At 46.7% G+C, this 13,582-nt stretch carries 17 protein-coding genes; 16 read left to right on the top strand and 1 reads right to left on the bottom strand.

The window, feature by feature from the left end:
- Window positions 1-240 precede the first annotated feature (240 nt).
- From EV210_RS13090 to rnfB, 7 genes are read left to right on the top strand one after another with little or no spacing between them, the layout of a single operon-like run.
- Complete coding sequence (locus EV210_RS13090) at window positions 241-657, top strand: SoxR reducing system RseC family protein (protein ID WP_132081227.1); 417 nt, start codon at window positions 241-243, stop codon at window positions 655-657.
- Between the two features lie 22 nt (window positions 658-679).
- Window positions 680-1,999: an electron transport complex subunit RsxC gene (gene rsxC / locus EV210_RS13085; protein WP_132081225.1), complete on the top strand. Its 1,320-nt coding sequence runs from the start codon at window positions 680-682 to the stop codon at window positions 1,997-1,999.
- A 12-nt stretch (window positions 2,000-2,011) separates the two neighbouring features.
- Window positions 2,012-3,007 carry an RnfABCDGE type electron transport complex subunit D gene (locus EV210_RS13080; protein ID WP_132081223.1) on the top strand — a complete coding sequence of 332 codons (996 nt, stop codon included), beginning with the start codon at window positions 2,012-2,014 and terminating at the stop codon, window positions 3,005-3,007.
- 5 nt (window positions 3,008-3,012) lie between these two features.
- Window positions 3,013-3,588, top strand: a complete 576-nt coding sequence (locus tag EV210_RS13075) for an RnfABCDGE type electron transport complex subunit G (protein ID WP_132081221.1) — start codon at window positions 3,013-3,015, stop codon at window positions 3,586-3,588.
- A gap of 10 nt (window positions 3,589-3,598) precedes the next feature.
- Entirely contained in the window at window positions 3,599-4,258 is a 660-nt protein-coding gene (rsxE, locus tag EV210_RS13070; RefSeq protein ID WP_132081219.1) for an electron transport complex subunit RsxE, read from the top strand.
- A complete protein-coding gene (locus EV210_RS13065) occupies window positions 4,258-4,839 on the top strand; it encodes an electron transport complex protein RnfA (RefSeq protein WP_132081217.1) in 582 nt (193 codons plus the stop codon). Before rsxE ends, EV210_RS13065 begins: the two co-directional genes overlap by 1 nt.
- A 30-nt stretch (window positions 4,840-4,869) precedes the next feature.
- On the top strand, window positions 4,870-5,757 hold the full coding sequence (rnfB, locus tag EV210_RS13060) for an RnfABCDGE type electron transport complex subunit B (RefSeq protein ID WP_132081215.1): 888 nt from the start codon (window positions 4,870-4,872) through the stop codon (window positions 5,755-5,757).
- Window positions 5,758-5,831: 74 nt separating this feature from the next.
- On the opposite strand, the gene EV210_RS13055 is transcribed toward rnfB, so the two are convergent.
- Window positions 5,832-7,139 carry a peptidase dimerization domain-containing protein gene (locus EV210_RS13055; RefSeq protein ID WP_132081213.1) on the bottom strand — a complete coding sequence of 436 codons (1,308 nt, stop codon included), beginning with the start codon at window positions 7,137-7,139 and terminating at the stop codon, window positions 5,832-5,834.
- Window positions 7,140-7,490: 351 nt separating this feature from the next.
- On the opposite strand from EV210_RS13055, the gene EV210_RS13050 reads away from it, so the two are divergent.
- The 9 genes from EV210_RS13050 (at window position 7,491) to mreD (ending at window position 13,540) form a co-directional block, all read left to right on the top strand.
- The gene (locus EV210_RS13050; protein WP_132081211.1) at window positions 7,491-8,309 is read left to right on the top strand and encodes a DUF3100 domain-containing protein; all 819 of its coding nucleotides are present in this window, start codon (window positions 7,491-7,493) and stop codon (window positions 8,307-8,309) included.
- On the top strand, window positions 8,306-8,752 hold the full coding sequence (locus tag EV210_RS13045; protein ID WP_132081209.1) for a hypothetical protein: 447 nt from the start codon (window positions 8,306-8,308) through the stop codon (window positions 8,750-8,752). The genes EV210_RS13050 and EV210_RS13045 overlap by 4 nt, the downstream gene beginning before the upstream one ends.
- 117 nt (window positions 8,753-8,869) lie before the next feature.
- Entirely contained in the window at window positions 8,870-9,397 is a 528-nt protein-coding gene (locus tag EV210_RS13040; protein WP_132081207.1) for a Gx transporter family protein, read from the top strand.
- 86 nt (window positions 9,398-9,483) lie between these two features.
- On the top strand, window positions 9,484-9,756 hold the full coding sequence (locus tag EV210_RS13035; RefSeq protein ID WP_132081205.1) for a DUF4321 domain-containing protein: 273 nt from the start codon (window positions 9,484-9,486) through the stop codon (window positions 9,754-9,756).
- Between the two features lie 11 nt (window positions 9,757-9,767).
- Window positions 9,768-10,337, top strand: a complete 570-nt coding sequence (locus EV210_RS13030) for a Maf family protein (RefSeq protein ID WP_132081203.1) — start codon at window positions 9,768-9,770, stop codon at window positions 10,335-10,337.
- A complete protein-coding gene (radC, locus tag EV210_RS13025) occupies window positions 10,334-11,032 on the top strand; it encodes a RadC family protein (RefSeq protein WP_132081201.1) in 699 nt (232 codons plus the stop codon). Before EV210_RS13030 ends, radC begins: the two co-directional genes overlap by 4 nt.
- 60 nt (window positions 11,033-11,092) lie before the next feature.
- The gene (locus EV210_RS13020; RefSeq protein ID WP_132081199.1) at window positions 11,093-12,139 is read left to right on the top strand and encodes a rod shape-determining protein; all 1,047 of its coding nucleotides are present in this window, start codon (window positions 11,093-11,095) and stop codon (window positions 12,137-12,139) included.
- A gap of 1 nt (window position 12,140) precedes the next feature.
- Window positions 12,141-13,049, top strand: a complete 909-nt coding sequence (gene mreC / locus EV210_RS13015; protein WP_132081197.1) for a rod shape-determining protein MreC — start codon at window positions 12,141-12,143, stop codon at window positions 13,047-13,049.
- On the top strand, window positions 13,046-13,540 hold the full coding sequence (gene mreD, locus EV210_RS13010) for a rod shape-determining protein MreD (RefSeq protein ID WP_132081194.1): 495 nt from the start codon (window positions 13,046-13,048) through the stop codon (window positions 13,538-13,540). The genes mreC and mreD overlap by 4 nt, the downstream gene beginning before the upstream one ends.
- Window positions 13,541-13,582: the final 42 nt, after the last annotated feature.

Here is a 13,582-nt window from a genome sequence, read left to right as displayed (position 1 = left end):
AAATCAATATAAATTTTCTTTATGTATGAACTAAGGGAGAGTGCATTAAACACTCTCCCTTCTTTTATTTACCGGTAAAAGCCGTGATTACATAAAATAAATCAATATTGCCAAAGTTGTAAATTTACCGTAAATTAGCAGGAAATGATAATTGAAAGCAGAAAGGATAAAGAATGTTACTAAGATGTGTAATGTAAGAATATGATGCTAATAGAATAGTAGACAAAAAGGAGGGGGAATATGGTTAAGCGCCAGGAGGGTGTTGTGTTGGAGGTTACAGGAAAAACGGCCAAGATAAAAGCGAGCCGGCATAATAATTGTGAAAGCTGCGGGGCTTGCCCGGGCAATTCGGCGCTCGTGCTGGAGGCTAAGAATCCTGTAGGCGCTTTACCTGGACAGCGTGTGGAATTTGAAATTCGTGAAGCCGGAATGTTAAAAGCGGCGTTTATCGTCTTTGTGCTTCCCCTGGTAGCGGCCTTTATAGGTGGAATCAGCGGTGGGATGCTAGCAGCTAATGCTGGATATGATGCGCAATTGCCGGAAATAATCGGTGGCGTACTGTCGTTCGGCCTGGCAGTCATGTATATCAAGTATGTGGATGTCTCTATCCGGTCGGATGTCAAGATGCAGCCCGTTATTACCCGCATTTATAATTAACAGATGCAAACGAGGTGACAGTATGGCAAAAAGTTTTCGCGGCGGCGTTCATCCGAATGACCGCAAGGCTTACACTGCAAGCAAACACATCCGGTCAGCCCCTCTTCCATCACGGGTGATTATTCCCACCCGCCAGCACATTGGTGCACCCTGTACTCCAATTGTTCAGCCAGGGGATCTGGTAAAAAAGGGACAGATTATTGCAGAAGCACAGGCCTTTGTTTCTGCTCCGGTGCATGCTTCAATATCCGGTAAGATTGTTGAAATCTCCGAATATCCACATCCCGTTTTTGGGACCTGTCCTGCTATTGTTATTGAAAGCGATGGTCAGGATGAATGGCAGGAAGGTTTACCGCTTTCGCGTAACTGGCAGGATTTTGATCGCAGCGAGCTGAAAGAATTTGTCCGCCAGGCAGGAATTGTCGGTATGGGCGGGGCTACCTTTCCAACACACGTTAAAATGGCCCCACCTGCAGAAAAGCCAATTGACATGTTTATTTTAAATGGTGCTGAGTGTGAACCCTTTTTGACGGCAGACCATCGCGTAATGCTGGACCGCTCCCAGGACGTGATAACAGGAACACAAATTGCGATGAAAATTCTCGGAGTAACCCGGGGATTCATTGGAATTGAGGAAAATAAACCTGACGCCATTGCTGCTATGCGCAAAGCGGCAGAAGGGACCTCGATCCAAGTGGTTGCCTTGCAAACAAAATATCCCCAGGGCGCAGAAAAAACTCTGATTAAGGTTATTGCTGACCGTGAAGTTCCATCAGGCGGCTTACCGATGGATGTGGGCATTGTTGTTCAGAACGTCGGTACCGCAGTGGCTATTGCTGATGCTGTGCAAAATGGCCTTCCCCTTATTGAGCGGGTTACAACCGTAACCGGCGGCGCTATCGCTGAACCGCAGAACTTGTCACTTAGGGTAGGTGCGACTTTTTCCCAGGCGATTGAATGCTGCGGAGGCTTTAGGGAACCACCTGTTAAAATTATCATGGGTGGCCCAATGATGGGATTAGCGCAGCGGACGCTGGATACTCCCATTATTAAAGGCACCTCTGGTATTTTGGCCTTAAGCGCTGCTGATGTCAATGTTGGGCCGGAGCGGCCCTGTATTCGTTGTGGGCGCTGTGTTGCAACCTGCCCAATGGGCTTAGTGCCGAGTATGCTCAGCCTGCTGGGAGAACGCAGCCGTTACCAGGAGGCGAAGGAAGAGTATAATCTACTGGATTGTGTGGAATGCGGTTCCTGTGTGTATGTATGTCCTGCTAAACGAAACATTGTTCAGTATATCAAATTGTCTAAAGCCCAAAATGCCGCCCAGGCGGTAAAAAAATAGGAGGTGGGGCGAATGAATGCAGAGGGTAAAATTGAGACAGGAATCTTAGCCGTTTCGGCATCGCCTCATATTCGCTGTGACGAGTCAATAGCAAAAATAATGTGGACAGTTAATGTGACACTGGCTCCAGCAGCCTTATTTTCCGTATGGCATTTTGGTATGCCTGCATTGCTGACTTTGATAATTTGTATTGCAGCGTCTGTAGGTACCGAATATTTGATCCAAAAGTGGCAGAATAAACCGGTGAGTATTTCCGATGGCAGTGCTTTTTTGACCGGCTTGCTATTGGCAATGAACATTCCTGCTACTGTTCCCTGGTATATGCCTTTGCTGGGTTCCCTGGTAGCGATAGGGGTCGCGAAACATACGATGGGGGGCTTAGGCTACAATATTTTTAATCCGGCCTTAATCGGACGGGCCTTTCTACTGGCGTCCTGGCCGATCGCGATGACAACGTGGCCTTCCATGCCAAGTCAAATAGACGGAGTGACTTCTGCTACTCCGCTTGGCATATTAAAGCTGCAGGGATATGAAAAATTAGTTCAGGTTTTTGGCGATCAGCCTTCTTTGTATAAAGCACTGTTTCTGGGGACACGCAGTGGCAGTGCCGGGGAGACATCAGTCGTGCTATTGCTTATTGGCGGATTGTATTTAATTTACCGTGGCTATATTAACTGGCATGTGCCAGTATTCATGATTGTCACAGTTGCGGGCTTAACCTGGCTGTTCGGCGGCCATGGCGGGCTATTTACAGGAGATCCTCTGCTGGCAATGTTATCGGGCGGACTCGTTTTGGGCTCGTTTTATATGGCTACCGATATGGTGACCATTCCGATAACCGTCAAAGGGCAAATCATTTTTGCCATAGGTGCCGGAGCATTAACGGTACTCATCCGGCTGCTGGGGGGTTATCCTGAAGGCGTCTGTTATGCCATACTACTGATGAACTCGGTGACGCCGCTGATCGATCGGCTTGTGAAGCCGGTTAAATTCGGTACTAGGAGGTAAGACTGATGGCAGAAGCAGTACAAGGACACGGGCACGACGAGCAGAACAGCATTTTCAAGATCGGTATCAATTTAACCATTGCCTGTCTTTTATCAGGTGCTATTATAGCCGGCACCTATTCCATAACGGCTCCCATTGCAGCGCAGGAGAGAGTCAATTTAAAAAACCGGGCAATGAAGGAATTGGTAGCAGAGGCGCAAACGTTCCAACCTATTCAGGGAAAAGCGGATTGGTATGCTGCGCAAAAAGATGGCAAAACCATCGCCTATGTAGTTCCGGCTGAAAGCAAAGGGTATGGCGGGGCAATTCGTATGCTGGCTGCTGTTACACCGGAAGGCAAGATGCTGGATTATAAAATCCTGGCGCATAATGAAACGCCAGGACTAGGTGATAAAGCGGCTGATTCTAAATTTCGTCAGCGCTTTGCAGGCAAAGCAGCAGAAGATATGGAAGTCGTGAAAGTACCATCGGATAAAAATATACAAGCGTTAACGGGAGCCACAATCACGTCACGGGCGGTTACCAAGGGGATTCGGGAAGCAGTCGAGCAGGTAGCTGAATACGCTGCGCAAAAGAAGTGAGGTGGAAACAATGAAGTTATGGGATATTTTTTATAAGGGAATATTTGAACAAAACCCTATCTTCCGGCTTGCACTTAGTCTTTGCCCGGCATTGGCAGTTACCTCAACTGTGATTAATTCGCTTGGCATGGGGTTGTCCGTTATGTTCGTTATAACCGCCAACAACGTAGTCGTTTCAATCTTCCGGCACTGGGTCAACCCCAAAGTCCGTGTGCCGGTATATATTACTTCGATAGCAACCATTGTTACACTTGTACAGCTTGTAATGGAAGCGTATCTGCCTATGCTGTACAGTGAGCTGGGCATCTATTTGGCCTTAATTGTGGTATTTGCCGTCATTCTTGCCCGTGCTGAAGTCTTTGCCGCCAAAAATCCGGTTATTCCTTCTTTTTTTGACGGACTGGGTATGGGAGCAGGCTTTGCCGGTGCAATGTTGTTAATCGGTGTTATTCGCGAACTGTTTGGTTCAGGCAGTATTGGCGGGATACAAATCTTCGGGGCTGCTTATGATCCTCCGCTGATCATGGTACTTGCTCCAGGAGGTTTTTTACTTATGGGGCTTATGCTGGGAGCGTTTAATCTCATTAGCGAGTATCAGGAAAAACAACAGGCAGCGAAAAATAATGCCGTGATTATGCCGACAATCGGTGTGCAAAGGAGTGAGGGATAATGGGTGAATATTTTACACTCTTTATGGGCGCTGTTATTGTTAACAACTTTGTGTTGACCCGTTTTCTGGGGCTGTGTATTTTCTTTGGCGTTTCTAAAAACCTGAATGCCTCCATCGGGATGGGGATGGCTGTTACTTCAATTATGACACTAAGCTCAATTTTGGCCTGGGTCGTTTACACCTTTGTCTTGCATCCGTTTCAATTAACGTTTCTTACAACAATTGTTTTTGTTGTTTTAATCGCAAGCTTTGTGCAGCTGACGGAAATGATCATTAAAAAGCACGCCCCTGCCTTATACAATATGTGGGGAATTTATCTGGTGCTGATTGCCACTAACTGTATCGTGCTTGGCGTACCGCTCTTAAATGCAGAATCCAATTTTACATTTGCCAAAAGTGTCGTGCATGCTATCGGTTCAGGTGCAGGCTTTGCGCTGGCTATTATTCTCATGGCCAGCTTACGGGAAAAGCTGCAATATGCTGATGTGCCCAAATCATTAAACGGCTTAGGGATTGCCTTTATTTTGGCAGGTATGCTGGCGTTGTCATTCTTCGGGTTCTCGGGAATGATTCCGCTATAGCGTGTTCTGTAGCGGCAGAGGAGGAGAAAAATGAGTACTTCTATGATGATTTTAGTTGTATTAACAACATTAGGATTAGTTTTTGGCTTTGTATTAGCCTATGCAAACCGCAAATTCGCTATTGAAATTAATCCGTTGATCCACATTGTCGAAGACGTTCTTCCCAAAGGGCAGTGCGGTGCCTGCGGGTATGCGGGCTGTCAGGCATATGCCGAAGCTGTTGTGTTAAATCCCGATGTGTCACCGAACTTATGCATACCCGGCAAAGAACCTATTGCCAAAGCGGTGGCGGAACTGACCGGCAAAGCGGCGGCTGATATAGAGCCGCGGATTGCGCAGGTAAAGTGTGCCGGAAGTGAGGGCCGGGCAGTCAAAGCTTACCAATATGAAGGAATCAGTGATTGTGTGGCAGCGAGTTTACTGTTTGGCGGGCAGAAAAGCTGTAAGTATGGCTGTCTGGGATTGGGTACCTGCGTACGTAATTGCCCTTTTGACGCCATGACGATGAGTGCAGAGGGGCTGCCGGTTATTAACCCGGCAAAATGCACCGGCTGTGGTAAATGTGAGACTGTATGTCCTAAGCAGGTTATTGCAATGATGCCGCTTACGGCTAGTGTCCGCATTAACTGCAACTCCAAAGACAAAGGAGCGGTGGCCCGCAAGGTATGTACGGCTGCCTGTATAGCCTGCTCGTTATGCATGCGCCAATGTCCGCATGGGGCTATAACAATGGAGAGTAATCTGGCTGTTGTCAATCCTGAAATTTGTCGTCAAGTATGCACCGATGCCAGCTGTTTAACGAAATGTCCGACCAAAGCAATTAGACCTGCAGTTTTAGGACTGGTGCCTGGCACAGAAAGTCAGGCCAGTGTTGAAGCTGTGTGTGTGTCGTGCCGACAGACCGGGGTAGCCGGTTAGGCGGCAGCAACAGAGTTAGCAGAGAAAAAGGAGACTCAGGCACTACGCCTGAGTCTCCTTTTTCTCTGTCTCGTTTATAAGTAATAGCTGTTGAGCAGTTGAATATACTCTTCTTTGGTTAATAAGGGGGTAAAGTCTTTCAAGATAGTTTGCGCTTGTTCGGCCTGGCCGCTAAGCAGGTCAATTACTGTCATTGCCATAATTTTGGCAGGGATTATGCAGGCTGCATCATAATCGACAACCGAAAAATCACGCACATGCAGAGAGCCGGTTGCCCCGCCCACATAGGGATGAATTGTCGGCATCAAGTGGGAAACATCACCCATATCGGTGGAGCCGCCAAAATGTCCTACCTGAATAATTTGTTCGTCAGGCATAAACTGGCGGGCGTTGTCCGAGAAAAGATCATTTAAAGCTTGGGGGCAATGAAGCGGCAGATAGCCGGGTAATGTATGAATAATTGTTTGCGCACCAATGGCATCGCCGCCGGCTTTTAAGGCTCGGTCTACCTTATGATGTGTGGCATCAATGGCTGCCATCGTTTTAGCCCGGACGTATGTTTCCAGCCGCACATCTGCAGGCACACTATTAACCAGGTCGCCGCCTTTCGTAATAATCGGATGGACCCGCACGATATCCTGATCATAAAATGTTTCCCGCAGGGCATGAATACCCATTAAACCCAGCATCGCAGCGTTTAGGGCATTGATTCCCTGCTGCGGGGCCTCCGCTGCATGAGCCTCTTTGCCAAGGTATTGAATGGTTTTTCCAATAAAGCCATTACTGGATTCGCCAATAGAGATACTGGCCTGAGGGGCATTTTTGGCGGAATGAACCATCATGGCTATATCAATGTCATCAAATTCACCGCGATAAATCAATTCCTGTTTGCCGCCAAGGAAGTGAATTTTACCTTCAGCCCGCAATTTTGAACGGTAAGCGATCTCAATAAACTCTTCGGCGGGAACGGCCATGAACGTAACATTGCCGTGAAGCTCGTCGGCTATACCTGCCAGCTTCAAGCCTAAGGCCGTACCGGCCATTACACCAAGCTGGACGTGATGCCCGCAGGTATGAGCCGCGCCGGTAAGCGGGTTTGCTTTTGCACTATCGGGGCAAATAACAGCATCGAGCTCACCTAAAATAGCGATATTCGGGCCGGCTGCAGTTGATTTAAGACTGGTTTTAAGGCCGGTAAGCGCAATTTCTTCCCGGCAGGAATAGCCAAGCGACGTAAGGAAGTCAGCAGTTTGGCGCGCTGTTTGAACTTCTTTAAAGCCTAGTTCCGGATTTTGCTCTACCTGCTGGGCATAGGCAATAATCTGTTCCGCATGGTTATCAATAGCCTGACATACAAGCTTTTTTAATTCGTTTACATTCATTGTGTCACCTCATCAGCGATAATCATTCTATACCAGTACCTCGTCAGATCTAATCCAGTGAATGCTGACGGTCTGTTTACCGCACCCCTTCGTTGTCGTCAGTCAGCATACGTCCGGTATGCCTCCCTCCTCCGTCTTGGTTTGCAGAAAACAGCCTCGCCATTATCCTACCGTTTTAGACCTGTCAAGGTACTAGTTCGCTGTAAATATAAGCGGTTCCTTCGTAAGAAAAATCAGTCATTATTTTATTTGTGAAAGATTTCCTGATCGATATTGACAGTTGTGTTTATACATAGTACTATTGTCTCCGTGGAACAAATTTTCTTTACTATTGGATCAAGGAGGAAGAGGATGAGTGTTTTAAAATCAGGGAAAATTCATATTTGTGCATTCTTAATTGTTGTTATTTGTGAGCTCATTGGAACACATAAGGTGCCGTTAGGTCCTGGCGTATTGCTGTTCCTGCCTATGCTGTATGCAATGATTTTAGGCGGAATAATCAGCTGGCCCCGCCTGAAGTTGATAAAGCTGGAGGAAATGAATAAAGCTTCAGCTGTACTTAGTATGGTAACATTAATGTTGGTGGCAAAACTTGGTGTTATTATCGGTCCTTCCATGGATAAGCTGATCAAATCCGGCTTAGCTCTTTCACTGCAAGAAGTTGGCCATTTCTTCGGAACGGTTATTCTGGGCTTGCCAATTGCTATCCTGCTTGGGCTGGGAAGAGAAGCTGTAGGAGCTACTTTTTCCATAGACAGAGAACCTAACATTGCAATTATTGCTGAAAAATACGGACTGGATTCGCCTGAGGGACGGGGGGTTATGTCTGTTTATATTTGTGGAACCTTGTTTGGGGCAGTGTGGCTGGGGCTTTTAGCCGGTTATCTGGCAGCGTTGAAAATTTTTCATCCCTTTGCTCTTGCCATGGGGGCCGGTGTTGGTTCAGGCAGTATGATGGCTGCGGCTTCCGGCGCTATAAAAGCTGTTTTTCCGGAGTATGCAAATGAGATCTTGCTCTATGCCGGAGCCAGTAATTTGTTGACTACCATCGTAGGGATCTATTTCAGCCTCTTTATTTCGCTGCCTATTACGAACTACTTATATAAGGTACTTACTCCTATTTTGGGCAGACCTACAGACACTTCCAAAAAGGAGGAATTAGCAAAATGAGCTGGCAGGATATCATTAAGATTTTTACTTTAATGGGCATTATGACAATAGCAGGGAATACACTCGGCTATAAAATGCCAATACTCGACGCCGTTATCGGTTATGCAATTATGATGGCAATTACCTTAATTGGGATTGCTTTGGCGCGTATTGTACCGCTGAAGCTGCCTATGGTATTCTGGATATCGATTATCGCCGTACTCTCCACATCGCCGTTATCACCTTTTGCCAAGGAAATATTGGCGTTTACCGGTAAAATTGATTTCCTGGCCCTGTGTACTCCTATTCTCGCTTATGCCGGGCTGGCCGTAGGAAAAGATCTTGCTATGTTTAAGAAGATGTCATGGCGTATTGTTGTAGTAGCATTGGCCGTTTATACAGGAACATTTGTTTTCGCTACCTTTATTGCACAATTGATGCTGCATATTGAAGGTATTATTTAAAAAAAACAGCGCTCTTTCAAGGGCGCTGTTTTTTTTGCACATTGTTCCTGCCGTAAGGATGAGGTACAATAGATAGGAGATATCCATGCCGTAAAGGAATTGAGAGGTAACCGGCTTATGCATGCTAAGTCAATGGTCCAAGTAGGCTTACTGATTGGAATTGCAGCTGTGCTTCATATTGTTGAGAGCTGGCTGCCGCTGCCGCTTCCTTTGCCTGGCGCTAAACTTGGTCTGGCCAATGTCATATCCTTGGTAGCGATTGTTTGCTTTGGCTGGCGGCAGGCATTATATGTGTCAGTTGGACGAGTGCTTTTAGGTTCAGTTGCCGGTGGTGTGTTTTTAGGCCCTGCTTTTGTGATGAGCATGTCCGGGGCGCTTGGCAGCTTACTGGTGATGGACTACGCCTGGAATCATTGGCGCCCCTGTCTTTCCATTGTTGGCATCAGTGTATTGGGCGCTTTTGTTCATAACAGTCTGCAGTTAGTCATTGCATCCCAGCTGGTTTCAAACAACGGGATTTTCTGGTATTTGCCCTGGCTGACTTTGTTTGCCCTGCCGACAGGCATTGGCACTGGCTTATGTGCTGCGGTATTTTTTGAGCGGTCAGGCTCATTTCTTGACTGGAATAAGAATCTTGAGGCATAAAAATCCCCGCTAGGAGAGGATTTTTGTTTATTCTTGTAGAAGTCTGATGAAGCACCAGTGTTTGAACTGAAGATGGAGGTATACTAATGAGAGGCGGTAGTAACAAAGGTTTTGGTATGCTGGCGCTGTTTCTGATTACCGGAGCAGTTTTAGGCGGCATTATCGGTGAGATTATTGCAGATTCGACTTTGCTCGCCGGAGTAACACCGTACCTGGTAAAGCAATTTCTGATCTTTGATTTGCCTCCGGTTACCATTAACCTTTATGTGATTAAATTCGTAATTGGATTTGCTCTCTATCCCAATTTAATTAGCTTACTCGGCATGGTAGCCGCAGCTGCGCTTTTTCGACGTTTTTAGGAGGAATTAACATGGCAATCATACTTGCATCCGCTTCGCCTCGCCGACAACAATTGTTAGAGCAGATTGGCTGTGCTTTCGTAGTAATGGCAAGTGATTTTAGTGAGGATAACACGCTAGATCTGCCTGCAGCCGAATTGGCTGTAATGCAGGCAAAAGCCAAAGCACTGGCTGTGGCGGAAAAAGCGAATGCAGGGGATATTGTTATTGGTGCGGATACTATTGTCGTTCTGGACGGGCAGGTTTTTGGAAAACCGGTTGATAAGGAAGATGCCTGCCGAATGTTAACCAGTTTATCAGGTCGGAAGCATCAGGTGATAACGGGTTTGGCTGTTGTTCAGGGCAATCGGGTTGTGACCGATTACGCAATGACCGCAGTACAGTTCCGTACACTTTCTGCGACTGAAATTGAACGATATATTGCCACCGGTGAACCTGAAGACAAAGCCGGCGCCTATGCAATTCAAGGCGTCGGGGCTTTGCTTGTTGAAAACATTTGTGGCTGTTACACGAATATAGTGGGCCTGCCTCTGGTCACGCTGGCCCGACTTATGTCAGAGGTTGGTGTAGTTTTGCTATGACAGATGCAAAACCCTTGATGATGAAGGAACTTCCAGAGGATGAGAGGCCCCGTGAAAAACTGCTTGCAAAGGGACCACAAGCGCTTAGTAATTCTGAATTACTGGCTATTTTGATTCGTACAGGCACGGCCAATGAATCGGTTATGCGCTTGGCGGAACGTGTTCTTGAACAATTTGAGAATGACGGTCTGTCTGCTCTTGGCAGATTAACACCGCGGGAAATCAGCAGAGTAAAGGGTATTGGGGCCGCTAAGGCTGTTACCATTACCGCGGCGGTTGAATTAGGCAAGCGGATGGCTATGCAGGGTCCCGGTGACAAAGTTATTATTCGCTCACCTCATGAGGCGGCTTGGCTCATGATGCCGCGACTGCGGTATGAGCCCAAAGAGTCATTTGTTGCTATTATGCTTTCCACAAAGAATCATGTGCTAAGTACACCGGTTATTTCGGTAGGGTGCTTAAATGCCAGCATCGTTCATCCTCGCGAATTATTTCGTGAAGCGATCAATTATAGTGCTGCTTCAGTTATTCTTGTTCATAACCATCCCAGTGGAGACCCGACCCCCAGTACAGAGGATATTGTTTTAACTAAAAAATTGGTGGAAGCGGGTCATTTATTAGATATTTCTGTATTAGATCATGTAATTATCGGAGACGGCAAGTATGTTAGCTTAAAAGAAAAGGGTATACTATAACAGTATCGAAAAGCAATCATACCGCGTCGACTGCTTTTATGAAAGGAGTCATGTTTTTTTATGGTGAATTTTTTTGGATCATTTTCTCGTGATATGGGAATAGACCTCGGGACTGCGAATACGCTCGTCCATGTAAAAGGGAAGGGAATCGTGCTCAGAGAACCGTCTGTAGTGGCGATTCAGCGCGATACCGGGGAGGTACTGGCTGTTGGTGAAGAGGCTAAACAGATGATTGGCCGCACACCGGGTAACATTATTGCTATTCGTCCGCTGAAGGATGGTGTAATAGCAGATTTTGACGTAACACAAGCGATGCTCAAGTATTTTATTCGCAAAGCAATTGACACAAAATCATTTATTCGACCCAGAGTGGTTGTAGGCGTTCCTTCCGGTGTTACCGAAGTGGAAAAAAGAGCTGTTATTGACGCTACTATACAAGCTGGCGCCAGAGAAGCCTATCTGATTGAAGAGCCAATGGCCGCTGCAATTGGCGCGGGGTTACCTGTTCATGAGCCAACGGGTAACATGGTTGTTGATATTGGCGGCGGTACGACGGAAGTTGCGGTTATTTCACTTGGCGGCATTGTTACCAGCCGTTCCATCCGCATTGGCGGTGATGAACTGGATGAAGCAATTATTCAATACATTAAACGCACCTATAATTTAATGATTGGGGAAAGAACGGCTGAAGAAGTGAAAATTTCAATCGGTTCTGCTATTCCGCCTGTTGTTGACGAGTCGCTCGATATTAGAGGCCGGGACTTGGTAACTGGTCTGCCCAAAACGCTGACCATTCGGGCAACGGAAATTCAGCGGGCATTGAATGAACCTGTTTTTGGGATAATCGAGGCGGTAAAAGTTACGCTTGAGAAAACTCCGCCTGAACTCGCTTCTGATATTATGGACCGTGGTATTGTGATGACCGGAGGCGGCTCATTACTGCGCGGCCTCGATACACTCTTAAATAAAGAAACCGGCATGCCGGTCCATATTGCCGAAGATGCTTTATCCTGTGTGGCGATTGGCACTGGCAGAGCCCTGGAAACACTTGATTTATTGAAGCGTGTACTTATGACACCGAAAAAACTGGGAGAAAGGGGCCTGTAAAGTGGGATTCTTGAACAAAAAGGCGGTCATCCTGGTGATGGCTGTAGTAACCGTCTTTTTGCTGGCGAATTTTGCGGGCCGCAATATTTATCGACTAACCTTTGTTGAAAAGCTTGTAACAACTGCTCTATCGCCGGTAGAAGCACTGGTGGCACGCATGACTTATGGCTTGCAGAGTGTTACCACTTCGACAGGACAGTTATTCGTGGTATATCGTGATAATCAGGCTTTGCGGGAACAAATTGATCAGTTAAAACAAAACGAATTAAATGTTACCGAAATTATGGCAGAAAATTTGCGCTTACGAACAATGCTGGATTATAAAAAAAGCGCCCCTCAGTTTGATTTTGTAACTGCGGCTGTAATTGCCCGTGATCCGGGAGCCTGGACAAATATTATGATCATTAATAAAGGTTCCAACGATGGTTTGGCGAAAGACATGCCTGTTGTTACTCCACAGGGACTTGCCGGAAATGTGGTACAGGTATTTTCCTCAACCGCGAAAGTACAGCTCATTCTCGATCCACGCAGTGCGGTTGGTTCGCTTATTCAACGCCCTGAATCCCGGGTGGCGGCAATCGTGGAGGGCAACAGCGCAAAGCCGCTGTCTCCGCACATGGTGAATTTGTCACGCGATGCGGATATAATCAGGGGAGATAAGGTGATTACTTCCGGTTTTGGCGGAATTTACCCAAAAGGACTGCTGGTAGGGGAAGTGACGGATATTGTCAATGAAGAAGGCGGCTTGTTAAAATATGCCGTCTTGAACCCTGCTGTAGATTTTGATAGACTAGAAGAAGTTCAAGTCATCGTTCGATCCCGTGAGCCTGTGCCTGTCCTGCCCAATCCGGCCGCACCCGTCAATCCTGAACAAAATCCCGGACAGGCTGTTAAGGGGACAGGGCAATGAGGGCAATCATATGGGGAGCCTTTATCGTTATTACACTAGTTGTACAAGCGGTTGTTATGCCATTACTATCCATACAGGGGATCCGCCCGGATTTACTGTTGATAGTGGTAGTATCAGCTAGTTTACTCTATGGAAAAGAAGCTGGCATAGGGGCTGGTTTTTTCGCCGGACTTCTTCAGGATTTGGCCTCAGGCAATGTTTTTGGCCTTAACCTATTGGCAAAAATGGCTGTCGGCTATTTGTTCGGCCTGGCTGAGAGGAAAGTTTTTAAGGAAAATATATTACTGCCTGCCTTCGCTCTCTTGCTGGCATCCCTTTTGAACAGTGCTATAGTGACGTGTTTTGTTGTTGTAAGTGGCTATAAGATGGATATTGCTGCGGCGATCGTGCACACCGTTTTTCCCATAACCTTATATAATATGGCTATGGCTATTCCTATGCACCAAGTCTTTGCTAAAGCAATACGGAAAGTTAATGCTTATTATGCTTAGTATTGGATGGCGTAAGAGCAACCGTGCGGTTGCTCTTACCCT

This window comes from Anaerospora hongkongensis (assembly GCF_004339805.1).
Lineage (GTDB): Bacteria > Bacillota > Negativicutes > Sporomusales > DSM-15969 > Anaerospora > Anaerospora hongkongensis.
The sequence above is the reverse complement of the archived record's forward strand: the minus strand, read 5'-3'. Positions and strand labels throughout refer to the sequence as shown.

Coding starts and splice junctions, on each gene's coding strand:
- EV210_RS13090 (WP_132081227.1), top strand. CDS start 241: ATGGTTAAGCGCCAGGAGGGTGTTGTGTTGGAGGTTACAGGAAAAACG.
- rsxC (WP_132081225.1), top strand. CDS start 680: ATGGCAAAAAGTTTTCGCGGCGGCGTTCATCCGAATGACCGCAAGGCT.
- EV210_RS13080 (WP_132081223.1), top strand. CDS start 2,012: ATGAATGCAGAGGGTAAAATTGAGACAGGAATCTTAGCCGTTTCGGCA.
- EV210_RS13075 (WP_132081221.1), top strand. CDS start 3,013: ATGGCAGAAGCAGTACAAGGACACGGGCACGACGAGCAGAACAGCATT.
- rsxE (WP_132081219.1), top strand. CDS start 3,599: ATGAAGTTATGGGATATTTTTTATAAGGGAATATTTGAACAAAACCCT.
- EV210_RS13065 (WP_132081217.1), top strand. CDS start 4,258: ATGGGTGAATATTTTACACTCTTTATGGGCGCTGTTATTGTTAACAAC.
- rnfB (WP_132081215.1), top strand. CDS start 4,870: ATGAGTACTTCTATGATGATTTTAGTTGTATTAACAACATTAGGATTA.
- EV210_RS13055 (WP_132081213.1), bottom strand. CDS start 7,139: ATGAATGTAAACGAATTAAAAAAGCTTGTATGTCAGGCTATTGATAAC.
- EV210_RS13050 (WP_132081211.1), top strand. CDS start 7,491: ATGAGTGTTTTAAAATCAGGGAAAATTCATATTTGTGCATTCTTAATT.
- EV210_RS13045 (WP_132081209.1), top strand. CDS start 8,306: ATGAGCTGGCAGGATATCATTAAGATTTTTACTTTAATGGGCATTATG.
- EV210_RS13040 (WP_132081207.1), top strand. CDS start 8,870: ATGCATGCTAAGTCAATGGTCCAAGTAGGCTTACTGATTGGAATTGCA.
- EV210_RS13035 (WP_132081205.1), top strand. CDS start 9,484: ATGAGAGGCGGTAGTAACAAAGGTTTTGGTATGCTGGCGCTGTTTCTG.
- EV210_RS13030 (WP_132081203.1), top strand. CDS start 9,768: ATGGCAATCATACTTGCATCCGCTTCGCCTCGCCGACAACAATTGTTA.
- radC (WP_132081201.1), top strand. CDS start 10,334: ATGACAGATGCAAAACCCTTGATGATGAAGGAACTTCCAGAGGATGAG.
- EV210_RS13020 (WP_132081199.1), top strand. CDS start 11,093: ATGGTGAATTTTTTTGGATCATTTTCTCGTGATATGGGAATAGACCTC.
- mreD (WP_132081194.1), top strand. CDS start 13,046: ATGAGGGCAATCATATGGGGAGCCTTTATCGTTATTACACTAGTTGTA.